Origin of the sequence: Micromonospora sp. NPDC005205, from assembly GCF_040608275.1 — a bacterium.
Classification (GTDB): Bacteria; Actinomycetota; Actinomycetes; order Mycobacteriales; family Micromonosporaceae; genus Micromonospora.
Window position 1 is genome coordinate 284753 of sequence record NZ_JBEXHV010000002.1, and the last position, 25144, is coordinate 309896.

Below are 25144 nucleotides of genomic sequence, written 5' to 3' on the forward strand. Positions count from 1 at the left end.
GTAGACCGACAACGCCAGCAGCAACCCAGACGAGGCGAGGCCCCGCCCAAAGACGGCCCAATGCGGGGATGGGACCGGGCAACCGTGGACCTCCTAGTAGCTGCCTCTACGACGCCCGAGCACAAACACCACCAGCACCACGAGCCCGACGGCCAGGGCCCCGCCGGCGCCGGCGAGCAACGGCACCGCCCATGCGGGCCGGTCCGACGTGCCGCCGTTCCGACCGCTCGCCATGGCGGCCTCGCGGTAGGACTGGGCAAGCAGATTGGCCGGCGACGACCTGGCCGCTTCGTCAAAGCGTGCCGCGGCGGTCGAATCGTCGCCGGCGAAGTACGCCTCCAGCCCGCTGCGATAGACCTTGTCGGCCGGGCCGAGATCGTTGCTGATCCCCGCGGCACCGAGCAGACCAACCATGGTGGAGACCGGCACGAGGATGCGGTTGGCCTTGTCCGGCCTCAGCAGGTCGGAGTCCACCATGCCGACGATGCGGCCGCTCGGGTCGATTGCTATGCCGCCCTTCGAGTATGGCCCCAGGTCCTCGTTCACGCGGTAGACAGTCAGGGCCGAGCGATCGTCCACCCCGGTGACGTTCACCGTCTTGGTTTCCACTCTGTATTCGGCGGACCGGTAGGTGGTATCCGTGGTGTTGTAGCCGAGGAGCATGACGGGGGTGTCCGCGGCGACGACGGCAGACGGATTCAACTCAGCGGTCGGTAGATTCTCCTGAGCGAGCTTGACCAGGGTGAGGTTGCCAGCTTCGACGGGAAGCGTCCGCACCACTGCGCCACTCACCGCTGGGGTCGCCGTCAGGTCACCCTTAGCGAGGTTGAGCTGTCCATACAGCTTCAACTCGGGCTGGTCGGCCGCACCCATGCCGGTGAAGGCCGAGGTCCTCACCCGGTCCCTGATGAAGGCATCGAAGTCCTTCGCGGCGAGTCGTCCCTCCGAAACCAGCACATTGGCCACGGTGTTCAGGGCACCGCCGAGCAGGATCTCGGGCGGCGGTTGCAGGCAGATGCCGTTACTGAGGGCGTATCCACCGTGGTTGATGACAAACCCGCTGCAGCGCCGGCTGACGGTGACCGGGCCCTCGCGCAGCAGCGCATTGTCGACCTTGTTTCGGAGGTACCCGGTGAAGACTGCTTCAAGGAACACCATGGACGGTCCGGCCACCGCCAACGCACGTTCCTCGGGGCTACGCAGGGCGGCCTCCGCCCATGGCTTCAGGCCAGGAAGCGCCTGCGCCTCGCCCGGGAAGGCAGTGGACGTCACCGGGGGCGTGGGCACTGGATCTGCGGGGTCACCGGACGTCACCGCCCAGATGCCCACCCCACCTCCCACGACCACAACCACGGCCAGCGCGGAGAGCGCGGCCCACAGCCCGGTGCGCCGCCTGGGTGGCGCGGACGGCTTGATCCGACGGACGGGCGCGGCGAACGGATCGTGCGTGGGCAGCTCGCTCTGCATGCCGGGTTGGGCAACGGGCACCTGAACTGTGTGCGCGGAGGCCGGTTCGCCAGCGGGCGACGCCGGGGCGGCCGAGACGGGCTGGGTGGTCGAGTCGGCTGCCTGGCCAGGGATGAGGTTGCCGTGGATGGCCCACGGCGCTGGCGGCCCCCCGGAGACGGGCTGCGGCACACCCGACACCGGCTGCGGCACACCCGACACCGGCTGCGGCACACCCGACACCGGCTGCGGCACACCGGAGACGGGCTGCGGCACACCCGACACCGGCTGCGGCACACCCGACACGGGCTGCGGTGCTACGTCGACTGCCTGATACTCGACGCCGAGGGCTCGGAACAGCCGCTCCGCCCCAGGCCCAGCCTCAGCGGGATACGCGACCCACGGGCTCGCCGCGGAGAAGTCCGCGTACGCGAAGGCAGGCCCGTCGCTCGACTGGGCGAGAGCGTTCGCCACAGTGACGAACGCTTGTCGCCACTTGACGTCGGCGGCCACGGCGGCATCCAGCACCGCCACCGTAGCGAAACGTCCCTGCCCATCGATCGCGGCCCAAGCCTTACCCACCGGGGATCCACCCAACATGTGGGTGAAGCGGTATGGGCCCTCCGGCTGCATTGGCACTCCTCCGCTCGACGCCCTGCGGATAGTACCGAGCGGCACACAACTTGCCACCCGCCGGTCGACGGACGGAGAGATCAACCATCGCGCAGGTTGTAGCGAGCGGACGCCCGTCCGCGGTCCCCTGCAGGGCCGCTCGCTCCGGCCGTCACCTCCTGCTGATCACGACGACCGGTTCCGGCCCGGAGGTGACCGAGCGCACCTGGTAGGCGGCCAGCGCGGCGCGCCAGTCCGGCTCGCTGGGATGGGTGTAGGTCCGGATCAGCCACACCTGCGTTCCAGGTGGCCGCGTCGATGCTTTCGCCAGGATCTCGTCCAGGGCCCGCTGAATGCTCCGCGCGCCGCCGGCCGGGTCAATCAGAGGGAGCACCACGTTCGGTCGGTTGGGCATGCCCACCGTGAAGCCCACGGTGCTGGATATGGGCGCGACGAGTTCGAGGGGGTCGTCGGAGTAGAGGGCGAATCCAAACCAGGCCGGTCCGGCGACCACCACTATGTCGTTCGGGCCGGCGTGTGTGGCGACGTAACGGGTAGCCGAACCAATGGTCGTCACCGCGCTGTGGTTGCGCCAGAGGCCGGCTTCGTCGCCGTCGAAGCGCCACCAACGCTGGTTGGCGACCGCGTAACTGGACAGCAGCAGCGCGCAGATCACGCCGGAGACAACGACCGGCCGACCACGACGGACCACCATCGCGACCAGGTCAGCCAGTCCCGCGACGCCAATGCCAGCGACCACCGCGGTGAGCACAAGCAGAAAGTGCGAGGTGCGAAGGTCGAGAAGGGGGTAGATCTGCGCGAGTCCCAGCCCAGTAGCCACGACCGGTACCAGCAGGATGGCGATGCCTGTACCAGGGCGACCTTGACGGACCAGGGTCAGCACACCGAGCAGCAGCAGCGCGACGAGGAGCCATCCGGGAACGCCAAGCAGGGGAAGCAGATTGCTGATCCGGGCTACGAGGTATTCGGGTAGCGAGGAGAGGGTCGGGAAGTAGGAGGTCCAATAGCCGTGCATGGCGTCGTTGTCGGCGCGGACGGAGACACCGAAGTAGACAGCTGCCGCAAACCCTCCGGCAGCGAGGCCGGCGACCGCTGTTCGAACAGTCCTCGACCAGTTACGAGAGAAAACCGCAGCGGCGAACAGCAGGCCCCCGAAAACGCAGGGTGCGATGATCGCGGTCGTGTGGCTCACCAGCATCCCTGCGAAGACCACCGCTACTACGACGGCAAGCCTCCGTCGGGACCACGACTGCTCCGTCCAGGCGGCCAGGGCGAGCAGGCAGACCGCCACTGCGGCGTCAGCCGTGTACTGCTTCAGGTCGTGACGGATCTGCTGGGCCGGCAGCAGCAGGACGACGAGCCCGGTCACAAGGCCGATGAGAATGCCATGCGCACGGTTCCGGCCAACAGCACGACCGAAGAAGTAGGCCGCGACGACGGTCAGCAGTTGGAAGCCCAGGGGTACGACCCGGAGGTGGTCGATGTCCGGGACCAGTCGGAGCAGGAAACTCCACCCGATCGGGCTCGACGAGGTCGTCACCGGCAGGTCGGCGAGGGGAAAGCGGACCGAGAGCGCGACCCACGCCTCGTCGCCCCAGTACTGGGCTGTCAGCCACGACCGGATGTCGTTGACGACGAAGAAGGCCCCGATAAGGGCGAGGATCGGCAGCGCCTCACCGACCGCCCCCCGAACGCGCGGAGAGGGCGCCGGACGAGAGGCCTGAATGGGTGGGGCGTCCTCGACTGCGACCACGACGCTCCTTCTCGCTGGCGCGATCCTGCTCGCGCTGGACGCCCGCATGTTACGAGTCGCGACGGCTGAACGGGGGGCGGGGGTGACCCGAGGTGGTTGTCTATGAAAGTTTCTATGCATAGAGTCAGCTCATGAATGAAGGAGCTGTCGCGGCACCCGCTGACCGGGTGCTCGACCTGTTCCAAGGGGTGCGCCTCACCCCCACCCAGCGCCGCATCGCGCACTGCCTGGTGCAGCACGCCCCCGGCGTGGCGTACCTGTCCGCCGCCGAGGTCGCCGAGCTGGCCGGCGTGAGTCAGCCGTCGGTCACCCGGTTCGCCGTCGCGCTCGGGCACGACGGCTACCCGGCCCTGCGCCGCCGGCTGCGCGACCTCACCGGCTCGACTCCGGGCGGATCGACGGACACCGGCAACGAACTCCAGCAGGCGGTACGCGCGGAGATGGGCAACCTGGACCGGCTGGCCGGTCAGCTCGCCGACCGGGACCGGATCGCCGAGACCGGGCGGTTGCTCGCCGAGAGTCGCCCACTGCCGGTGCTCGGCCTGCGCGCCGCCGCGCCACTGGCCGCGTACTTCGCCTACTTCGCGGCGAAGGTGCACCCGGACGTACGGGTCCTCGACGACGGCGGCAGCCTGCTCACCGACCGCCTGGAGCAGGCGGCCGAGGCCGGAGCGTCCGCCGTCCTGGCCTTCGTGCTGCCCCGCTACCCCCGGGAAACCCTGGACGCGCTGCGCGACGCCCGCCACGCCGGGTTGACGGTGGTGGCGATCACCGACTCACCGGTCAGCCCGGCCACCGAACACGCCGACGTGGTGCTCGCCGCCGCGGTCGGCGCGCAGCTCGTCTTCGACCTGCACACCGCCCCGATGACCCTGGCCATGGTGCTGTTGCAGGCGATCTGCGACGCCACACCGGGCGAAACCCAGCGCCGACTGGAGGCATTCGAAGCCTCCGCGGCCCGCCGACAGTTGTTCCTCGGTTGACCGGAGGAGAACCAGAGATGACCCAGTCCATTCGTGCCGCACGGGGCAGCCAGCTGACCACCCGCGGGTGGCAGCAGGAGGGCGCCCTGCGGATGTTGATGAACAACCTCGACCCCGAGGTGGCCGAACGCCCCGACGACCTGGTGGTCTACGGCGGCACCGGTAAGGCGGCGCGGGACTGGCCGTCGTACCACGCGTTGGTCCGCACGCTGACCGACCTGCGCGAGGACGAGACGATGCTGGTGCAGTCGGGCCGTCCGGTGGGGGTGATGCGCACCCACGAGTGGGCGCCGCGGGTGCTGCTGGCCAACTCGAACCTGGTCGGCGACTGGGCGACCTGGCCGGAGTTCCGCCGCCTCGAACAGCTCGGCCTGACCATGTACGGGCAGATGACGGCCGGTTCGTGGATCTACATCGGCACCCAGGGCATCCTCCAGGGCACCTACGAGACGTTCGCGGCGGTGGCCGCCAAAATCGCCGACGCCCGCGGCGACGGGCAGGGGCAGAGCGGGAGCACCCTCGCCGGCACGCTGACGCTGACCGCCGGCTGCGGCGGAATGGGCGGCGCGCAGCCGCTCGCGGTCACCATGAACGGCGGCGTCTGCCTGATCGTGGACGTGGACCGCACCCGGCTCGACCGTCGGGTGCACGACCGCTACCTGGATGAGGTCGCCGACTCCCTGGACGACGCGATCGCTCGGGTCCGCGCGGCGAAGCGGGAGCGCCGGGCCCTGAGCGTGGGCGTGGTCGGCAACGCCGCCGAGGTCTTCCCGGACTTGCTGAACCGGGGCGTCGAGATCGACATCGTGACCGACCAGACCAGCGCGCACGACCCGCTGGCGTACCTGCCGGTGGGGGTGGAACTGGCCGAGGCCCGGGACTACGCCGCCGCGAAGCCGGCCGAGTTCACCGACCGGGCACGCGCGTCGATGGCCCGGCACGTCGAGGCGATGGTCGGCTTCCTCGACGCGGGCGCCGAAGTGTTCGACTACGGCAACTCGATCCGGGGTGAGGCGCAGCTCGGCGGCTATCAGCGCGCCTTCGACTTCCCGGGCTTCGTGCCCGCGTACATCCGGCCGTTGTTCTGCGAGGGCAGGGGTCCGTTCCGGTGGGCGGCGCTCTCCGGCGACCCGGCCGACATCGCGGCCACCGACCGCGCCATCCTCGACCTGTTCCCGGAGAACGAGTCGCTGGCCCGGTGGATCAAGTTGGCTGGCGAGCGGGTCGCCTTCCAGGGCCTGCCGGCCCGGATCTGCTGGCTCGGTCAGGGCGAACGGGACCGGGCGGGCGTGCGGTTCAACGACATGGTCGCCTCCGGCGAACTCTCCGCACCGGTGGTGATCGGCCGGGACCACCTGGACACCGGCAGCGTCGCGAGCCCGTACCGGGAGACCGAGGCAATGGCCGACGGCTCCGACGCCATCGCCGACTGGCCGCTGCTCAACGCCCTGGTCAACACGGCAAGCGGGGCGTCCTGGGTGTCCATCCACCACGGCGGCGGGGTGGGTATCGGCCGGTCGATCCACGCCGGGCAGGTGTGCGTGGCCGACGGCACCGCCCTCGCCGGTCAGAAGATCGAGCGGGTGCTCACCAACGACCCGGCGATGGGCGTCATCCGGCACGTCGACGCCGGCTACGAGAGCGCCCGCGAGGTCGCCGACCGCACCGGGGTCCGGGTACCGATGACGGAGGGGGGTGCCGCGTGAGCGCGAGGAGTGCAGCGGAGCGGAGCCCCGCAGTCGCGAACAACAGAGACTCAGCGAGCGACGACCTTTCCGCCCGCTTCCGGGCGCTGTGGGACGAGATCGCGCCGGTCGGGCGGGACGCCGACAGCGGCGGCTATCTGCGGTACGCGCTGACCGAGCCGGAGCGGGAGCTGCGCGCCTGGTTCCGGGCGCAGGCCGAGCACCGTGCCATGCCGGTCACCGAGGACGGCAACGGCAATCTCTTCGCCCACTGGGGTGACCCGCAGGCGTCCGACGCGGTGCTGACCGGCAGCCACTTCGACTCGGTGCCGCACGGCGGGGCGTACGACGGGCCGCTCGGCATCGTGAGCGCGTTCCTCGCCGTGGACGAGCTGCGCGCCGCCGGCGTCACCCCCGGCCGACCGCTGGTGCTGGGTGCCTTCGTCGAGGAGGAGGGAGCGCGCTTCGGCGTACCCTGCCTGGGGTCTCGGCTGCTCACCGGGGCGCTGGCGCCCGAACGCGCGGCCGGCCTGCGCGACGCGGCCGGGGTGAGCTTCGCCGAGGCGCTCGGTGACCGGCCGGCGGGCGCCCGCCCGGAGCTGCTGGGCCGGATCGGGGCGTTCGTCGAGCTGCACGTCGAGCAGGGCCGCGCGCTCGTCGACACCGACGCGCCGGTCGCGGTGGCCAGCGCGATCTGGCCGCACGGCCGCTGGCGCTTCGACGTCGTCGGCGAGGGCAACCACGCGGGTACGACCCGGATGGCCGACCGCCGCGACCCGATGCTGACCTACGCGTTCACGGTGCTGGCGGCCAACAAGGAGGCCCGGCTGCGCGGCGCGCACGCCACTGTGGGTCGGGTCGCCGTCGAACCCAACGCCACAAACGCGATCCCGTCGAAGGTGACCGGTTGGCTGGACGCCCGGGCCGCCGACCCGGAGACGCTCGCCGGCCTGGTCGACGCGGTACGCGGCAAGCTCGCCGAGAGGGCCCGCCGCGACGGTACCGAGGTGACCGTCACCGAGGAGTCCGCCACAGCGGTGGTCGCCTTCGACGGCGGGCTTGCCAAACGCCTCGCCGCGCTGCTCGACGCGCCGGTGCTGCCCACGGGCGCGGGGCACGACGCCGGGGTGCTCGCCGCGTACCTGCCCACCGCGATGCTCTTCGTGCGCAACCCGACCGGCGTCTCGCACTCCCCCGCCGAGGCCGCCACCGACGACGACTGCGCCGCCGGGGTGCGGGCGCTGGCCCGGGTGCTGGAGGAGCTGACATGCCGGTGACACCGAACCGCTGGCTCGCCGAGTACGCCTGGCTGCCCGAGCACGCCGAACCCACCCCCGACGTGCTGATCGAGGTCGAGGACGGCCGGATCACCGCGGTGACGCCGCTGCTGGGAGCGCACGGACCGGAGGCCGGGGTCGAGGTGTACGCCGACGCGGTGGCACTGCCCGGACTGACCCTTCCCGGCCTGTCCAACGTGCACTCGCACGCCTTCCACCGGGCGCTGCGCGGGCGTACCCACGGCGGCCGGGGTGACTTCTGGACCTGGCGGGACCAGATGTACGGCATCGCGGACCGGCTGGACCCGGACACCTACCTCGCCCTGGCCCGGGCCGTCTACGCCGAGATGGCGCTCGCCGGGATCACCTGCGTGGGCGAGTTCCACTACCTGCACCACCGGCCCGACGGCGGCGCGTACGACGACCCGAACGAGATGGGCGCGGCGCTGGTCGAGGCCGCCGCGCACGCCGGGATCCGGCTCACGCTGCTCGACGCCTGCTACCTGACCTCCAGCGTGGACGGTCAGCCCCTCGCCGGGCCGCAACGCCGCTTCGGCGACAGTGACGCGGGCCGCTGGGCCGAGCGGGCCGCGGCGTTCCAACCGACGGACCCGCACGTCCGGGTCGGCGCGGCCGTGCACTCGGTGCGGGCCGTCCCGGCCGATCAGTTGCGCACCGTCGCCGACTGGGCCCGGGAGCGGCAGGCGCCGCTGCACGTGCACCTCTCCGAACAGCCCGCCGAGAACGACGAGTGCCGGGCCGTGCACGGGCACTCGCCCACCGCGCTGCTCGCCGAGCACGGCGTGCTCGGGCCGCACACCACCGCCGTCCACGCCACCCACCCCACCAGCGCGGACCTGTCAGTGCTCGCCGACAGCCGGACCGGGGTGTGCCTCTGCCCGACCACCGAGCGGGACCTCGCCGACGGCATCGGCCCGGCCCGGCTGATGGCCGACGCCGGCATCCGGTTGAGCCTCGGCAGCGACAGCCACGCAGTGATCGACCTGTTCGAGGAGGCTCGGGCGGTCGAGCTGGACGAGCGGCTGCGGACCCGCCGGCGCGGCCACTTCGCGCCGCTCGACCTGCTGAACGCGGCCAGCGTCGCCGGGCACGCCGCGCTGGGCTGGGCCGACGCCGGAAGGATCGCGGTGGGCACCCGCGCCGACCTGGTGACGGTACGCCTGGACAGCGCCCGCACCGCCGGGGTGCCACCGGTGGGCGCGTTCTTCGCCGCCGGCGCGGCGGACGTCGAGCAGGTGGTGGTGGACGGCCGGGTGGTGGTGGCCGAGGGCCGGCACCTGAACGTCGACGTACCGGCCGAACTGTCGTCCGCGATCGAGGCGGTGACGCCCGCATGAGCGGCAGCCTGCTCGTCGACAACATCGGGGAACTGGTCACCAACGGTGCCGGCGAGGGCCCGCTCGGCATCCGCCGCGACGCCGCCGTGCTGGTCGAGGCGGGTCGGGTGGTCTGGGTCGGGCCGTCCGCGTACGCGCCGGCCGCCGACCACCACGTCGACGCCGGTGGTGCCGCCGTGCTGCCCGGGTTCGTGGACAGCCACGCCCACCTGGTCTTCGCCGGGGACCGGGCCCCCGAGTTCGCCGCCCGGATGGCCGGTCAGCCCTACACCGGCGGCGGCATCCGGACCACCGTCGGTGCCACCCGGGCCGCCACCGACGAGGAACTGCGTGCCACGGTGCGCCGGCTGCGCGGGGAGGCGCTGCGCCAGGGCACCACGACCATGGAGATCAAGAGTGGGTACGGCCTGACCGTCGCCGACGAGGCCCGCTCGCTGCGGATCGCCGCCGAGACCAGCACCGAGACCACCTTCCTGGGCGCGCACGTGGTGCCCGCCGAGTACGCCGACCGCCCCGACGACTACGTGGGGTTGGTCTGCGGGCCGATGCTGGCCGCCGCCGCTCCGTACGCAAAGTGGATCGACGTGTTCTGCGAGCGCGGTGCCTTCGACGTGGACCACGCCCGCGCCATCCTGGCCTGCGGTCAGGCCGCCGGCCTGGGCGTGCGGCTGCACGCCAACCAGCTCGGCCCCGGCCCCGGGGTGCAACTGGGTGTGGAGCTGGACGCGGCCAGTGTCGACCACTGCACCCACCTGAGCGACGCCGACGTGGCCGCCCTGGCCGACACGGCCCACAGCGACGGGTCGGGCACCCGCACCGTGGCGACCCTGCTGCCCGGCGCGGAATTCTCCACCCGCTCGCCCTACCCGGATGCCCGCCGGCTGCTCGACGCCGGTGTCACGGTGGCGCTGGCGACGGACTGCAACCCCGGCTCGTCGTACACCTCGTCGATGCCCTTCTGCGTGGCCCTCGCGGTCCGCGAGATGCGGATGACCCCGGCGGAGGCGGTCTGGGCCGCCACCGCCGGTGGCGCACGGGCGCTGCGCCGCGACGACATCGGTGTCCTCACCCCCGGCGCACGGGCCGACCTCGTCGTCCTCGACGCGCCGTCACACCTGCACCTGGCCTACCGGCCCGGTGTCCCCCTGATCCGCCAGGTAATACGCAACGGAGTTCCGCAATGACGCACGTGACCATCCAGCCCACCGGAGTCTCGGCCGACGACGTGCTCGCGGTGGCCCGCGGCACCGCCACCGTCGTCCTCGCCCCGGCCACCATCGACGCGATGGCGACAAGCCGGGCCATCGTGGACGGCATCGAGTCGTCGGGCCGTCCCGTCTACGGGGTCTCCACCGGGTTCGGCGCGTTGGCAAACACCTTCGTCGCGCCGGAGCGGCGGGCCGAGCTGCAACACGCGCTGATCCGCTCGCACGCCGCCGGGGTGGGCGCCCCGATGCCGCGCGAGGTGGTCCGGGCCATGATGCTGCTGCGCGTCCGGTCCCTCGCCCTGGGCCGCTCCGGGGTCCGGCCGCTGGTCGCGGAAGCCCTGGTCGACCTGCTCAACCACGACATCACCCCGTGGGTCCCCGAGCACGGCTCGCTGGGCGCCTCCGGTGACCTGGCGCCGCTGGCGCACTGCGCGCTGGTACTGCTCGGCGAGGGCTGGGTGCTCGGCCCGGCCGGTGAACGGCAGGACGCCGCCGACGCGTTGACCGCCGCCGGGCTCAAGCCGATCGAGCTGGCCGCCAAGGAGGGGCTGGCGCTGATCAACGGCACCGACGGCATGCTCGGCATGCTGCTGCTGGCCATCCACGACGCGGAGCACCTGTTCGCCATGGCCGACGTGACGGCCGCGCTGGCCATCGAGGCGATGCTCGGCTCGGAGCGGCCGTTCCTGCCCGAGCTGCACGCGATCCGCCCACACCCCGGTCAGGCGACGTCGGCGGCGAACATCCACCGCCTGTTGCAGGACTCCCGGGTGATGGACTCACACCGCGACGACCTGGCGCACGCCGTGCAGGACGCGTACTCGATGCGCTGCGCGCCGCAGGTGGCCGGCGCGGCCCGCGACACCCTGGACTTCGTCCGCACCGTCGCCGGCCGGGAACTGGTGTCCGTTGTGGACAACCCGGTGGTGCTGCCGGACGGCCGGGTCGAGTCGACCGGGAACTTCCACGGCGCACCGCTCGGCTTCGCCGCGGACTTCCTCGCCATCGCCGCCGCCGAGGTGGGCGCGATCGCTGAGCGGCGGGTCGACCGGCTGCTCGACGTGACCCGCTCCCGGGAACTGCCGGCGTTCCTCTCCCCCGACGCCGGGGTCAACTCCGGGCTGATGATCGCCCAGTACACGGCGGCGGGGATCGTCGCCGAGAACCGTCGACTGGCCGCCCCCGCCTCGGTGGACTCGCTGCCCACCAGCGGAATGCAGGAGGACCACGTCTCGATGGGCTGGGCCGCCGCGAAGAAGCTGCGCACCGTCCTGGACAACCTGACCAGCCTGCTCGCGGTGGAGCTGCTGGCCGGCGTACGCGGCCTCCAACTGCGCGCCCCACTGGAGCCGTCCCCGGCCGGCCGGGCGGCCGTCGCCGCGCTCGGTACGGCAGCCGGCGAGCCCGGCCCGGACGTGTTCCTCGCCCCGGTGATGGAGGCGGCCCGTGCCGTCGTTGCCGGGCCGGAGTTACGCGCCGCCATCGAACGGGAGGTCGGCCCGCTGGGCTGATCTCCGGCGGGTCGCTGTCGTCCGCCGCGGGTCAGGCGGCGGGCGGCAGCACCTTGGCGATCAGCTTGGCCAGCTCGCGCAACGCCTTGCCCCGGTGACTGATGGCGTCCTTCTCCGCCGGGGTCAGCTCGGCGTTGGTCCGGTCCTGTCCGTCGCCCAGGAAGATCGGGTCGTAGCCGAACCCACCGTCACCGCGCGGCGCGCGCAGCACCCGACCGGACTGCCGGCCGTCGACGAGGTGCTCCTTGCCGCCCGGCAGCACCAACGCGACGGTGCAGACGAACGAGGCGGCCCGCTGCTCGTCGGGCACGTCGCCGATCTGGTCCAGCACCAGCTGAAGGTTGGCCCGGTCGTCGCCGTGCTTGCCGGACCAGCGGGCGCTGAACACCCCTGGCATCCCGTTGAGCGCGTCGACAGCGAGCCCGGAGTCGTCGGCGATGGTCGGCAGGCCGCTCTGCCGGCAGCCCTCCCGCGCCTTGATCAGCGCGTTCTCGCCGAAGGTCAGGCCGGTCTCCGGCAGCTCCGCGTACTGCTCGATGTCGTCCAGCCCGAGCAGAGCGATCCGGTGCGCGCCGAGCGCGCCGTCCAGGATCCGCTGAAGCTCGACCAGCTTCTTACGGTTACGGGTGGCGAGCAGGACCTTGTTCATGCGAGTGCCTTCCGCTGGGCTTCGGCCAACTCGGCGCAGCCGGCGACGGCCAGGTCGAGCAGGGCGTCGAGCTGGTCGCGGGCGAACACGCCCGCCTCGCCGGTGCCCTGCACCTCGACGAAGTCGCCAGTGCCGGTGCACACCACGTTCATGTCCACCTCGGCGGCGACGTCCTCCTCGTAGCAGAGATCGAGCCGGGCCTCCCCGGCGATGATCCCCACGCTGACCGCGGCCACCGAACGGTGCATCACCTTCTCCGGCTTACCGGCCAACGACTTGCGGGCGGCAAGCCAGCTCACCGCGTCGTGCAACGCGACGTACGCGCCGGTGATAGCGGCCGTGCGGGTGCCGCCGTCGGCCTGGAGCACGTCGCAGTCGAGCACTATCGAGTTCTCGCCGAGCGCCTTGAGGTCGATGCTGGCCCGCAGACTCCGGCCGATCAACCGGGAGATCTCATGGGTACGGCCACCGACCCGGCCCTTGACGCTTTCCCGGTCGGAGCGGGTGTTGGTGGCCCGGGGCAGCATCGCGTACTCGGCGGTCACCCAACCGAGCCCGGAGCCCTTGCGCCAGCGGGGCACCCCTTCGGTGACGCTCGCCGTGCAGAGCACCCGGGTGCCGCCGAACTCGACGAGCACCGAGCCCTCCGGATGGGTGCTCCAGCCTCGGGTCAGGGTCACCGGTCGGAGTTGAGAGGGCCCTCGCCCGTCAGGTCGCGCCATGCCTGCACCCTATGCGGTGCGGCGATCCACCCCGCTCGCGGTGCCCAGGAGAACGCCCGCGCCGTGCACACCGAGGAACCCGGCGACCGCGGCCGGCGAGCCGAACTCCTCGGCCCGCGCCCGGGACCCGGTGCGTCAGATGTCGTAGCTGGCGCCGGGCCGGACCACCTCGAGCGGCCCGTTGTACGCGGCGGCGGCCGACTCCAACGTGTGCGCCTCGCTGCCCCAGGCGGGCACCAGGTGGGTGAGCAGCAGTCGACCCACAGCGGCCTTGGTCGCCGCCTCGCCGGCCTCCCGGCCGGTCAGGTGCAGATCCGGCGGATTGTCCACGCCGTCGAGGTAACTGGCCTCGCAGAGGAACACGTCGGCGTTCTGGGCCAGCCGCAGCAGCGCCTCACAGGGCGCGGTGTCCGACGAGTAGCACAGCGAACGGCCGTCGTGCTCCAGCCGCACACCGTACGTCTCGACGGGGTGGTTGACCCGGTCGACGGTGACGGCGAACGGGCCGATCGGGAAGGTGCCCGGCTGGAGCGCGTAGAACTGGTACACGTCCTCCACCGAACCGTCGTCCCCGTAGGCGGCGCTGAGCCGGTCCGGCGCGCCGGCGGGCGCGTACACCGGCAACGCCGGGTAGGGGCCGTCCGGGGCGTACCGGCGCACCACCACGTAGAGCACGGCGTCGAACATGTGATCACAGTGCAGGTGGGTCAGCAGGATGGCGTCCGGGGCGTGCAACCCCGCGTACCGCTGGAGGCTGGACAGCGACCCCGAGCCGAAGTCGACCAAAAGCCGGAAACCGTCGGCCTCGACGAGGTAGGCCGAGCAGGGCGACTCGGGGCCAGGGAAACTGCCGGCGCTCCCCAGAACTGTCAGTCGCATCGAGTGGTCTCGCTGTCACTGTCAGTAGCAGCTGTGCCGGCGATGGTCCCAGCCATGATCTCTACCGACGCGTACGCCACGCTGCGCAGCCTACGCTGGCGCACCCGGCAGCAAGAATCATCCAACGGAAGTTGTCACGAACGTGACACCTGCTCGCGGTACATCAAAAGGCGTACGGGCCGTCGACGAATGTCGACGGCCCGTAATCGGCAGACCAGATCGGTCAGGCCCAGAGCTGCCCCTCCAGGGCGTCCTCGGCGTCGGCGAGGGTGCCGCCGTACGCGCCGGTGGACAGGTACTTCCATCCGCCGTCGCAGACCACGAAGGCCACATCGGCCCGCCGGCCGTCGCGCACCGCCTCGTGCGCCACCGCCAGCGCGGCGTGCAGGATCGCACCGGTGGAGAAGCCGGCGAAGATGCCCTCCACCTCCACCAGCTGGCGGGTGCGCAACACCGCGTCCCGGGTGCCGACCGAGAACCGCCGGGAGAGCACCGAGGCGTCGTAGAGCTCCGGAACGTATCCCTCGTCGATGTTGCGCAGCCCGTAGACCAACTCGCCGTAGCGCGGCTCGGCAGCCACGATCTGAATGCCCTCGACCTTTTCCCGCAGATAACGCCCGGTGCCCATCAGGGTGCCGGTGGTGCCCAGCCCGGCCACGAAGTGCGTAATGCTGGGCAGGTCGTGCAGCAGCTCCGGCCCGGTCGTCTCGTAGTGCGCCCGCGCGTTCGCCTCGTTGCCGTACTGGTAGAGCATCACCCAGTCGGGGTGCTCGACGGCGATCTGCTTCGCCGTGGCGACCGCCTGGTTGGAACCACCCGCCGCCGGCGAGAAGATGATCTCGGCCCCGTACATCCGGAGCATCTGCACCCGCTCGGTGGAGACGTTCTCCGGCATCACGCAGACCAACCGGTAGCCGCGCATCTTCGCCACCATGGCCAACGAGATGCCGGTGTTGCCGCTCGTCGGCTCGAGGATGGTGTCACCGTTGCGGAGCCGGCCAGCCTCCTCCGCCGCCCGGACCATGAACAGCGCCGCGCGGTCCTTGATGCTGCCGGTGGGGTTGCGGTCCTCCAGCTTGGCCCAGAGCCGCACCGGAGGGGCCCCCTCGGGCGCCGTCGGGGAAAGTCGGGGCAGGCCGACCAGCGGCGTACCCCCGCAGGCGTCGAGCAGGCTGTCGTACCGCGCCATGGCGGCCGACCTCAGCGAGCCGCGACGGCGTCGCGGGCCACCGCGTCGACGGCACTCTGCGAGCTGATGCTGTGCGAGCTGATCGCCGCTGCCGCGGCGCTGTGCGCGCTGATCGCCGCTGCCGCGGCGCTGTGCGCGCTGATCGCCGCTGCCGCGGCGAAGCCGAACGCGCCGCCGGCCACCGCCGGCAGGATGGTGACGCTGTCGCCATCGGAGAGCTTCGCGTCGAGCGCACCGAGGAAGCGAACGTCCTCGTCGTTGACGTAGACGTTGACGAAGCGGTGCAGCGTGCCCGCGTCGGTGATCAGCCGGCCGCGCAGACCGCCGTGCCGGGAATCCAGGTCGGTGAGCAGATCGGCGAGCGTGTCGCCGGTGCCGTCGACGACCTTGGCGCCGCCGGTGTAGCTGCGCAGGATGGTGGGGATGCGAACCTCAATGGCCATGATGGGAACTCCTCGATCGGGTGTGCCTACGGTGACGGGACGAGATGGCTGCGGCGCTGACAGGTCAGCGGCCGGAACACTCGTAATCGACCGTCGCCGGGCTCTGCCCGAACATGTAGGACTGGACGGCGTGCGGGTCGACACCGGCCTTCACGACACGGACCGGCTCCTCGGTGATCACGCCGTCGACGATCCGGAACGACCGGATCTCCTCCGAGTCGGGCTCACGGGTCGAGACGAGCAGGTAGTGCGCCCCCGGCTCACCGGCGAAGGCGACGTCCGTCCGCGACGGGTACGCCTCGGTGGCGGTGTGCGAGTGGTAGATGACGACGGGCTCCTCGTCCCGGTCGTCCATCTCCCGCCACACGCGCAGATGCTCCATCGAGTCGAACTCGTAGAAGGTCATCGACCGCGCCGCATTGTCCATCGGGATGTGCCGGGTCGGGGTGTCGCTGCCGACGGGACCGGCGACCACGCCGCACGCCTCGTCAGGGTGATCCCGGCGCGCGTGGGCGACGATCGCGTCAATGATCGACCGGTCGATGCTCAGCACGTGTACCAGCCTAACGCCTGCCGGGCACAGGTCGAAGTGGTGCCGGTCACCCTTAGTCGATCAAGGCGTTGAGCAGCGACTCCTGTAGATACCCGAGATAGGCGTAGACCGAAAGCTGGAACACCCGACTGGAACCCGGGTCCTCAGCGACAGCGTCGTCCAGCTCCTCGCCCAGATCCGTGCCGTCCTTGATCTCCAAGCGGACGCCCATCGCGAGCCGTGCGTCGTTCAGCGCCCGCAACCACGCCTCGGCGGCCTCGGCGTCCAGCCGCACCTCGCCGCCGGCCTCGTCCGGCAACGCGGCCAGGATCGCCCCCGCCTGATCGATCTTCGCGGTCTTCAGGTCGCCCTCGGTGTAGCGGCGGAACTCGGCGGTGCCGGGAGCATCCTGCGGGTAGACCGCCGGAAAGAGCCGACCGACCACCGGGTCGGTGTGGTCGAAGCCATCGGTGAGCAGACCCACCACCTCGGAGGCGACCTTGCGCAGCACCCGCACCTCGTCGACGGCGAAGACGGCGACGTAATGACCGGCCTGGCGATGGAACATGCTCATGACCTGTCCACCGTCGCCCACAGCCCGTACGCGTGCAGCTGCGACGCGTCGTGCTCCATCCGTTCGCGGGCACCGGTGGAGACCACGGCACGGCCCTTGTGGTGCACGTCCAGCATCAGCTGTTCGGCCCTCTCCCGGCTGTAGCCGAAAAGCTTCTGGAAGACCCAGGTCACGTACGTCATCAGATTGACCGGGTCGTCCCACACGATCGTCACCCACTGCCGGTCGGACGCCGGCACCTCGTCAGTGTCCGGCGTCTCGACCGGTGCAACCTGCGGAGCCGCCATGCCCCCCATCGTGCCACCGGTTCCCCGGAACCGAGGAACCGGAACGCCGGACCGGCGCGGATCACCCACCCCGGGCCCTCCCGACCCGCCCCGGACGCCATCGGAGGTGGGGTCCGGCCCGGACCCGGACCAACCGGTGGGCGCGCCGTCAGGCGAGCAGAATGCCGTGATCGACTGCATCGGAGAGCACCACGCCCAGCGAGAGGCGGATCACCTCGAACCGTCGGGAGATCTCCCTGGACAAGCCCAACTCGACCTCGCGCACCGCCCGCTGGGACCAGGCTCGCGCCGCGCTGTGGTCACCGTTGCCCGGCGTACGCCACTGCTGCCAGCACCCGCCGGAGAGCGCCACCGCAATGGGCGGGAGCACCTCGTCCCGGGACGCCATCGGATAGCTGGCGGCGGCATCGATCGCCTCCATACCGGTCAACTCGGCCACGCCCGCCGTGCTGGTGATCAACAGCACCTTGTCCAATTCGTGGCCGGGCCGGTGATCGGCCAGGCCGTACTGCACAGCGGTGGCGATCCGGCGGCGCACGCCTTCGGCTGGCGGCGCGCCGAGCACCTGGGACGCGACGTCGGTCATGATGCCGCGCACCGCCTGATCGCACTGCGCGGTCGCCAACAACGACAACGCCGCCATCTCACGGTCGAGAAGATCCGGTAGGCCGGCAAGGCCGACTCCGAACACGATCTCCTGAACGGCCCGAAGGTGGATGTTCGCCAACTCCAGGGCGAGGTGCTGGCGGATCCGCTGAGCACACGAGCGGGCATGGCGGTCGAGCCGCTCGGACCAGTCACCCGGATCGGCGGCCACGGCCACACGGCCCTGCTGGCCCGGCAGGATCGGTGGGTCGACGCTGGCCCGCTGCAACCCCTCACGCGACGCCCAACCCACCAGCGCCCGCCGTAGGTCGGCGGCAGTGTCGGCGCCGTCGACCGGGAACCACCGCGCGCCGGCCAGCGCCGGCACCGCGGCCAGGAGCGCCGCCCGATGCGCCTCCACAGTGACCGCGACCGCATCCACCTCGGTCTCCGCACCCCCGACCGGCGGGACGGACGCCCCCGCGCCCTCCGTAGTCGCCGTGCCGTCGGCCAGCGGAGCCCACCCCGCCGCGCCCGGGGTCACCGCGAAGACGACCTCCACCGAGGTCGGGGCGACTTCGGCGAGCAGGTTCAACTCGGCGGCGGTGAAGGCCTGGTCGGCGGCGATCACGAAGAGCATCGCGCCGGCCCGGCCCACCGCTTCGAGCAGCACCCGGGTGCCGGACACACCGAGGGTGGCAGTGTCCGGAACGTCGACCAGGGTGAAGTGCCGCAGCAGCGGCTGGGGCACGCTCAGCTCGACACGCCGGGGCGGGCGGGCCAACGCCGGACCGGCGGCGTCCCGGTCCGCGCCGTACGAGTGCGGCTGCCGGTAACCGGGCACGAACGCCGCCCGGGTGGGCACCTTGGCGTCGCGCACCACCAACCAACTGCCCGCCGGCACTGTGAGCATGACCGGGTCGAGCTCGAGCAGGGTGGCCAGCACCGCACGCCGCTCGGCACCCGCCGGGCCAACGGCGACCACACCGAGCGGCTCATCCGGGGCGGCGCCGGACACGCCGACCCGGGTGGGGAGGGGGCCGCAGGTCGGTAGGTCTGCTGGGCCGGTCATGTCGTCCGGCGAATCGACCGAGGGGAGAGGGCCCTGCTTCATCAGGTGCCTCCCGTTGCGGGTGACCGGAAATCCGGTCGCGGAATTTCCGGTACGTCAATCGGATGTCGGAAGACTACGGGCGGGCCGACGACCGGGCGGAACACCTCGAATACTCAGCGGTAATTGTGCGATTACTCAACTTCGCACGGTGACGGTACGGGCGCGGACGGATTCCGGTCGATATGCTGCGCGAATGAGTCGATGGGAGTTCGTCGGCCGCACGGATGAGCTCAACCGCCTGCTGGAGGCCGTGACCGGCGAGGCCGGCCGCGGGCTCTTCTTCAGCGGCAGCGCTGGCATCGGCAAGAGTCGCCTGCTGCGCGAGGGCGTGGGCGCGTTGCCCACCGACCGGTTCGCGATCTGGTCCATCGCCGCCAGCGCCACCACCGCGGCGCTGCCGTTCGGTGGGCTCGTCCAGGTCCTCCCCGCCGAGCAGCCGCAGGGCCTCTCCCCCGCCGGCATCCTGCGCTGGGCGCTCAACGTTCTGCAACAGCAGGCGGCCGGCCGACGAATCGTGCTCGCCATCGACGACGCCCACCTGCTCGATCCCCCCTCGGCCGCACTCGTGCATCTCGTCGCCCGCGCCGAGAACGCCACAGTGGTCGGCACCCTGCGCGACGGTGAGCAGATCCCGCTGCCGATCCGCGCACTCTGGACCGACGACCTGGTCGAGCACGTCGAGCTGACCCCGATGCCGCAGGAGGAGACCACCGACCTGCTGGCGGCGATCCTGGGCGGCCCGGTCGACGCGAACTCCGCCGACCGGCTCGGCCGGCTGTCGGCCGGCAACCCGCTGCTGCTGCGCGAGCTCGTGCACGCCGCCAACGGCAGCGCCGAGTTGAAGCGCACGTACGGGATCTGGAAGTGGACCGGGCGTCTGGAACTGGCGCCCAACCTGACCGACCTCATCGACACCCGGGTCGGCAAACTCACCGACGGCGTCCGCGCGGTCGTCGAGCTGGTCGCGTTCGGCGAACCACTGGGCCTGCACCTCCTGCGGCAGGCCGCCGAACAGTCGGACGTGGAGACCGCCGAGGAACGCGGGCTGATCACCGTCATCCAGCACGACCGGCGCACCAACGTCCGGCTGGCACACCCGCTCTACGGCGAGGTGATGCGCCGTCGCTGCCCGGTCAGCCGCACCCGCCGGCTCCAGGCACACCTCGCCGACCTGCTCGAGCAGGTCGGCAAACGCCGACGCGACGACCTGTTGCGGGTGGCGGTCTGGCGACTCGACTCGGGCACCGCACAGGATCCGGCTCTGCTGCTGGACGCCGCGGTGCAGGCGTTCACCCGCTACGACGTGCCGCTGGCGACCCGCCTGGCGCGGGCCGCGCTGCACGCCGACGGCGGCTACGACGCGGCGGAGCTGCTGGCCACCATCCTGATGTTCGCCGACCGGCCCGACGAGGCGATCGACGTCCTCGACGCGGTCACCCCCATGCCCGGCGACGAGCGACGGCTCTGCCGGTGGCTGACAGTACGCGGCATGGTCAGCTACTGGGGGCTGAGCCGGGAGTCCACGGTGGAGGAGATCGCAAGCCGGGCCGAGCAGCTCAGCGACTCCGCCGACCGGTCCCGGGTGCACGCATTCGAGGCGATCATGCGCCTGCACCGCCTGGACACAGCCACCGCCGTGCAGCTCAGCCGACGGGTGCTCGACCGTCCGGCGGCGGGCGTCGCCGCCCGCGAGCTGGCCCGCTCCACCATCGCGTACGTCCAGGCCGCGCAGGGCGAGCTGACCCGCAGCGGTACGGCGATCGCCCAGGTGCACTCGGCCGCGGCGAGCTGGCGCACCGACATGCCGTACCTCCAGTTGGCCCTGGAACTGGCCCGAGGCACCCGGCTCATGCTCACCGGCGACCTGGCCGGGATCGACACGATCGTGGCCGACGAGTTCGCCGACCTCGCCGGAGCCGGCGACTTCCGCCTCGGCACCGGCTACCTGGCCATCCTTCAGGCGTACGCGGCCCGGCTGCGTGGGCAGAGCGACGCGGCCATGCGGACCTCGCTGGGTGCCTGCGCGGTGCTGGCCACGAGCCGGGTCTACGCCGGTCTGGCCCAGGCCGAACGCGCCCAGGCGGCGGCGCTGCGCGGTGACGCCGCGCAGGCGGTTGCGGCGATGGCCGAGGCCGACCGCACGCACGCGCCGGGCATGGCGGTGCTCTACCCGTGGCTGGAGCAGGCCCGGGGCGCGTCGCTCGCCACGTCGGGCGACCTGCCGGGCGCGGTCAAACACCTCGGTGACCTGGTGGACCGGCTGCGCTCCGACGGCTTCGCCGGGCACGAGGTGCATGTCCTGCACGACCTCGTCCGACTCGACCAGGCGGGCATGGCCGTCGGCCCGACCTGCTCCGACGGCAGCCGCCGCACCGTCGCGCAGCGCCTCGCCGAGCTATCCGAGCGGGTCGACGGGGTGCTCCCGCCGCTGCTGGCCCGGCACGCCCGCGCCGCGGTGACCGACTCCCCCACCGATCTGCTGGCGGTCGCCGACGACTACTCCGCCCTGGAGTTGACCGTGTACGCCGCGGAGGCCACCTCCCAGGCCGTCCAGCGGCTGCGCCGGCAACACTCGGCCGCCGCCAACGACGCTCGGGAACGCCTCGCCGGGTTGCTCGGGCGCTGTGACCTGATCCGGACGCCGGCGCTCCAGGCCGGCGCGCCAGTGCTCACCGAGCGGGAATGGCAGGTGGCGCGCCTCGCCGCGCACGGCGCTCCCAGCCGGGCCATCGCCGAACGGCTCTACCTCTCGGCGCGCACCGTGGAGAACCACCTCCAGCGGATCTACGCCAAGCTCGGCGTCACCGCCCGGGCCGAACTCTGGGCGGCGTTGCGCTCGATCCCGGGCCACGACGGCGGCGACCCGAGCTGAACCTTAGGCTGGGGCGGTGAGCAACCACCGCCCCGCGCTCCTGACCGACCACTACGAGCTGACCATGGTCAGCGCGGCACTGAAGGACGGCACCGCCGATCGCCGGTGCGTCTTCGAGGTGTTCAGCCGCCGGTTGCCCAGCGGTCGCCGGTACGGCGTGGTCGCCGGGACGGCCCGTCTGATCGAGCTGATCCGCGACTTCCGGTTCGACCCCACCGAGGTCGATTTCCTGCTGCGGACCGGGGTGGTCGACGAGACGGCGGCGGCGTGGCTCACCGACTACCGCTTCACCGGCGACGTCGACGGGTACGCCGAGGGTGAGCTGTTCTTCCCCGGTTCACCGATCCTCACCGTCTCCGGCGGCTTCGCCGAATGCGTGGTGCTGGAGACGGTGGCGCTGTCCGTGCTCAACCACGATTGCGCGGTGGCCGCCGCGGCGGCCCGGATGGTGACCGCGGCGCGGGGCCGGACGCTGATCGAGATGGGGTCGCGTCGGGCACACGAGGAGGCGGCAGTGGCCGCGGCGCGGTCCGCGTTCCTGGCCGGGTTCCGGTTCACGTCCAACCTCGCCGCCGGCGCGCGCTACGGCATCCCGACCGCGGGCACGGCAGCGCACGCGTTCACCCTGCTGCACGACGACGAGCGGGCTGCGTTCGCCTCGCAGGTCGCCACGCTGGGCAAGGACACCACGCTGCTGGTCGACACGTACGACATCAGCCAGGGCATCCGCAACGCCATCGCGGTGGCCGGGCCGGACCTGCGGGCGGTACGGATCGACTCCGGCGACCTCGCGGTGATCGCTCAGCAGTCCCGGGAGTTGCTCGACTCGCTGGGCGCCACCGAGACCAAGATCATCGTTTCCGGTGACCTGGACGAGTACGCGATCGCCGCGCTGGCCGCCGAACCGGTGGACATGTACGGCGCCGGCACTGCCGTGGTCACCGGCTCCGGGGCACCGACCGCCGGGCTGGTCTACAAATTGGTCGAGGTCGAGGGCCGGCCGGTCGTGAAGCGATCCGAGCACAAGGCCACCATCGGCGGCCGGAAGGTAGCGGTCCGCCGGCACAAGCCGACCGGCACCGCCACCGAGGAGGTCATCGTCCCGCAGGGCGTTCCCGACCGGCAGCCCAACGACCGCCTGCTCCAGCAGTCGTACGTGGTCGCCGGCGAGTCGGTGGCGCTGCCCACCCTCGACGAGTCACGCGAGCACCTGCGGGAGTGCCTGATCTCCATCCCGTGGGAGGGACTGAAGCTCTCGGCCGGCGACCCGGCCGTGCCGGTCACCGTCGTACCCGCTGGCTGAGTCATCCCCCGAGCGCCACCGACCGACAGTGCGGAGAGAGGAAACCCCCCGATGGCCAACGCGCTGATCATCGTGGACGTGCAGAACGACTTCTGCGAGGGCGGCTCGCTGGCCGTCGCCGGCGGCGCAGGGGTGGCCGCCGGCATCTCCCGGTTACTCGCCGCCGAGCCGGACCGGTGGACGCACGTGGTCGCCACCAAGGACTACCACGTCGACCCGGGTGCCCACTTCGGCGATCCCCCGGACTTCGTGGAGTCCTGGCCCCGGCACTGCGTGGTCGGCACCAGCGGTTCGGAATTCCACCCGGAACTGAACACCGCGAAGGTCGAGGCGATCTTCCACAAGGGCGAGCACGCGGCGGCGTACTCCGGTTTCGAGGGCCATGCCGACGACGGCGAGTGCCTGGCCGACTGGCTGCGCCGGCGCGACGTGGACCGGGTCGACGTGGTCGGCATCGCCACTGACCACTGCGTCCGGGCGACGGCGCTGGACGCCGCCCGGGAGGGTTTCGCCACCACCGTGCTGCTGGAGTTGACCGCCGCCGTCGCCCCGGCGACCACCGACGTGGCCCTACGCGCCATGGAGGGCGCCGGGGTGCTCATGCACGGCCAGCCTGTGATCAGGGCCGCATGAGGCGCTAATTGGTTGGCCAAGGGGCCGCCGCCGGTCGAGGATGTCGCCGGAGGTACGGACCCACGTGAACATGAAGCCTTACCGGCGGGCGCTCGCCCTGCCCGGCCTGCGGTCGCTGCTACTGGTTGCCGTCCTCGCCCGCATTCCGCTCACCGCGACCGGGGTGACGCTGACGTTCCACGTGGTGCTCGATCTTGATCGAGGCTATGGGGCGGCCGGCCTGGTGGGCGCGGCGGTCACGGTGGGCGCGGCGATCGGCGGGCCGCTGCTCGGCCGACTCGTGGACCGGCGTGGACTGCGCCCGGTCCTGGTGCTCACCGCGATCGCTGAGGCGATCTTCTGGTCCACCGCGCCGTCGCTGGCGTACCCCGTGCTCCTGCCGGCCGCCTTCGTGGCCGGCTCCCTGGCCCTGCCCATCTTCTCCGTGGTCCGTCAGTCGATCGCCGCGCTGGTACCCGAGGACCAACGCCGCCCGGCCTACGCACTGGACTCGATGTCGGTGGAGCTGTCCTTCATGATCGGCCCGGCGTTGGCGGTGGCCCTGGTCACCGCGATCTCCGCGCAGACCACCATGTATCTGGTCGGTGGCGGCATCGTCGCCGCCGGGATCGCCCTGTGGGTCGTCAACCCACCGATCCGGGAGGCCAACGAACCCACCGGCCCACAGCGCCGGGTGCCGCGCCGGGAGTGGCTGACCCCGCGACTGCTCGCCATCCTGGCGCTCAGCGCGGCCGCGACCCTGGTGCTCGGGGGCACCGACGTGGCGGTGGTCGCTGTCCTGCGGGCCAGCGGCGAGGTCGGCTGGACCGGCGTGGTCCTGGCCATCTGGGCGGTCGCCTCGCTGGCCGGCGGTTTCGCCTACGGTGCCGTACACCGATCGTTCTCCCCGCTGGCACTGACCGCCGCGCTGGCGCTGTGCACCATTCCGGTGGGGCTGGGCGGTGCGCACTGGTGGCTGCTGTGCCTGGCGCTGATCCCCGCCGGCGCGCTCTGCGCGCCGACCATCGCGGCCGGCTCGGACGCGGTCAGCCGCCTGGTACCGGCCGAGGTGCGCGGTGAAGCGATGGGTCTGCACGGCTCCGCGGTCACCGTCGGCATCGCGGTCGGCGCACCGCTCGCCGGCGCGGTGATCGACGCCAGCGCGCCACTCTGGGGCTTCGTGGTGACCGGGGCGCTCGGCGCGCTGGTCACCCTGGTGGTGCTCCCGATCGAGCTGCGCCGCCGCCGCATCGCCGAAGCGGCCACCCCGCCGCCCGCCGAGGCCGACCTCACCCTCGCCGCCCGCTGACAGCCGGGCCCAGATCCAACGGCCCGGCCCGGACAGGGCCATCTAAGCCGGGCACGCCCCGGGCGGCAGCCCAGACCGGGCCGCGCACTACGGGCCGGGGCCACGCACTACGGCCCAGGGCCACGCACTACGGGCCGGGGCCACGCACTACGGGCCGGGGCCAGGCACTGCCGGCCGGGCGGGCCAGGCACTGCCGGCCGGGGCCGGGCGCTGTGGGCCG

20 protein-coding genes and 1 pseudogene are annotated in these 25144 nt (G+C 72.0%); 10 read left to right on the forward strand and 11 right to left on the reverse strand.

Annotated elements, in window-relative coordinates; all coding sequences use genetic code 11:
• Nucleotides 1-93: 93 nt before the first annotated feature.
• Both ABZU43_RS06015 and ABZU43_RS06020 read right to left on the reverse strand, forming a co-directional pair.
• On the reverse strand, nt 94-2079 hold the full coding sequence (locus ABZU43_RS06015; RefSeq protein WP_355005431.1) for a hypothetical protein: 1986 nt from the start codon (nt 2077-2079) through the stop codon (nt 94-96).
• A 151-nt stretch (nt 2080-2230) separates the two neighbouring features.
• On the reverse strand, nt 2231-3952 hold the full coding sequence (locus ABZU43_RS06020) for a hypothetical protein (protein WP_355005432.1): 1722 nt from the start codon (nt 3950-3952) through the stop codon (nt 2231-2233).
• 11 nt (nt 3953-3963) lie between these two features.
• On the opposite strand from ABZU43_RS06020, the gene ABZU43_RS06025 reads away from it, so the two are divergent.
• The 6 genes from ABZU43_RS06025 to hutH all read left to right on the forward strand — a co-directional run bounded on the left by ABZU43_RS06025 (nt 3964) and on the right by hutH (nt 11854).
• Complete coding sequence (locus ABZU43_RS06025; protein ID WP_355005433.1) at nt 3964-4815, forward strand: MurR/RpiR family transcriptional regulator; 852 nt, start codon at nt 3964-3966, stop codon at nt 4813-4815.
• 17 nt (nt 4816-4832) lie between these two features.
• On the forward strand, nt 4833-6521 hold the full coding sequence (gene hutU / locus ABZU43_RS06030) for a urocanate hydratase (RefSeq protein ID WP_355005434.1): 1689 nt from the start codon (nt 4833-4835) through the stop codon (nt 6519-6521).
• Between the two features lie 86 nt (nt 6522-6607).
• Nucleotides 6608-7777 (forward strand): allantoate amidohydrolase, encoded by a 1170-nt coding sequence (locus tag ABZU43_RS06035; RefSeq protein ID WP_355005672.1) that lies wholly within the window; start codon nt 6608-6610, stop codon nt 7775-7777.
• Entirely contained in the window at nt 7768-9135 is a 1368-nt protein-coding gene (locus tag ABZU43_RS06040; RefSeq protein WP_355005435.1) for a formimidoylglutamate deiminase, read from the forward strand. Before ABZU43_RS06035 ends, ABZU43_RS06040 begins: the two co-directional genes overlap by 10 nt.
• On the forward strand, nt 9132-10319 hold the full coding sequence (hutI, locus tag ABZU43_RS06045; protein WP_355005436.1) for an imidazolonepropionase: 1188 nt from the start codon (nt 9132-9134) through the stop codon (nt 10317-10319). Before ABZU43_RS06040 ends, hutI begins: the two co-directional genes overlap by 4 nt.
• Nucleotides 10316-11854, forward strand: a complete 1539-nt coding sequence (gene hutH / locus ABZU43_RS06050) for a histidine ammonia-lyase (protein ID WP_355005437.1) — start codon at nt 10316-10318, stop codon at nt 11852-11854. Before hutI ends, hutH begins: the two co-directional genes overlap by 4 nt.
• Before the next feature lie 31 nt (nt 11855-11885).
• On the opposite strand, the gene rdgB is transcribed toward hutH, so the two are convergent.
• From rdgB to ABZU43_RS06095, 9 genes and pseudogenes are all read right to left on the reverse strand, one after another.
• The gene (gene rdgB / locus ABZU43_RS06055) at nt 11886-12503 is read right to left on the reverse strand and encodes an RdgB/HAM1 family non-canonical purine NTP pyrophosphatase (protein ID WP_355005438.1); all 618 of its coding nucleotides are present in this window, start codon (nt 12501-12503) and stop codon (nt 11886-11888) included.
• Entirely contained in the window at nt 12500-13225 is a 726-nt protein-coding gene (gene rph / locus ABZU43_RS06060; protein WP_355005439.1) for a ribonuclease PH, read from the reverse strand. The genes rdgB and rph overlap by 4 nt, the downstream gene beginning before the upstream one ends.
• A gap of 135 nt (nt 13226-13360) precedes the next feature.
• Nucleotides 13361-14104 carry an MBL fold metallo-hydrolase gene (locus ABZU43_RS06065; protein WP_355005440.1) on the reverse strand — a complete coding sequence of 248 codons (744 nt, stop codon included), beginning with the start codon at nt 14102-14104 and terminating at the stop codon, nt 13361-13363.
• Nucleotides 14105-14327: 223 nt separating this feature from the next.
• Nucleotides 14328-15293 (reverse strand): cysteine synthase, encoded by a 966-nt coding sequence (locus ABZU43_RS06070; RefSeq protein WP_355005441.1) that lies wholly within the window; start codon nt 15291-15293, stop codon nt 14328-14330.
• A 143-nt stretch (nt 15294-15436) separates the two neighbouring features.
• Nucleotides 15437-15736, reverse strand: a pseudogene (locus ABZU43_RS06075) (MoaD family protein); the annotation flags it as partial.
• Between the two features lie 64 nt (nt 15737-15800).
• Nucleotides 15801-16289 (reverse strand): M67 family metallopeptidase, encoded by a 489-nt coding sequence (locus ABZU43_RS06080; RefSeq protein WP_355005442.1) that lies wholly within the window; start codon nt 16287-16289, stop codon nt 15801-15803.
• A 52-nt stretch (nt 16290-16341) separates the two neighbouring features.
• Nucleotides 16342-16842, reverse strand: a complete 501-nt coding sequence (locus ABZU43_RS06085; RefSeq protein ID WP_210780952.1) for a DUF2017 domain-containing protein — start codon at nt 16840-16842, stop codon at nt 16342-16344.
• On the reverse strand, nt 16839-17129 hold the full coding sequence (clpS, locus tag ABZU43_RS06090) for an ATP-dependent Clp protease adapter ClpS (protein WP_088946433.1): 291 nt from the start codon (nt 17127-17129) through the stop codon (nt 16839-16841). Before clpS ends, ABZU43_RS06085 begins: the two co-directional genes overlap by 4 nt.
• Nucleotides 17130-17277: 148 nt before the next feature.
• Nucleotides 17278-18828, reverse strand: coding sequence for a hypothetical protein (locus tag ABZU43_RS06095; RefSeq protein WP_355005443.1), 1551 nt, complete (start codon nt 18826-18828; stop codon nt 17278-17280).
• Between the two features lie 193 nt (nt 18829-19021).
• Between ABZU43_RS06095 and ABZU43_RS06100 the strand changes: the two genes are divergently transcribed.
• From ABZU43_RS06100 to ABZU43_RS06115, 4 genes are read left to right on the forward strand one after another with little or no spacing between them, the layout of a single operon-like run.
• Nucleotides 19022-21700, forward strand: a complete 2679-nt coding sequence (locus tag ABZU43_RS06100) for a LuxR C-terminal-related transcriptional regulator (RefSeq protein WP_355005444.1) — start codon at nt 19022-19024, stop codon at nt 21698-21700.
• 16 nt (nt 21701-21716) lie between these two features.
• Nucleotides 21717-23003, forward strand: a complete 1287-nt coding sequence (locus ABZU43_RS06105) for a nicotinate phosphoribosyltransferase (protein ID WP_355005445.1) — start codon at nt 21717-21719, stop codon at nt 23001-23003.
• A 51-nt stretch (nt 23004-23054) separates the two neighbouring features.
• Nucleotides 23055-23636 carry an isochorismatase family protein gene (locus ABZU43_RS06110; protein WP_355005446.1) on the forward strand — a complete coding sequence of 194 codons (582 nt, stop codon included), beginning with the start codon at nt 23055-23057 and terminating at the stop codon, nt 23634-23636.
• 40 nt (nt 23637-23676) lie between these two features.
• A complete protein-coding gene (locus ABZU43_RS06115; protein WP_355005447.1) occupies nt 23677-24924 on the forward strand; it encodes an MFS transporter in 1248 nt (415 codons plus the stop codon).
• The last annotated feature ends 220 nt before the right edge of the window (nt 24925-25144 follow it).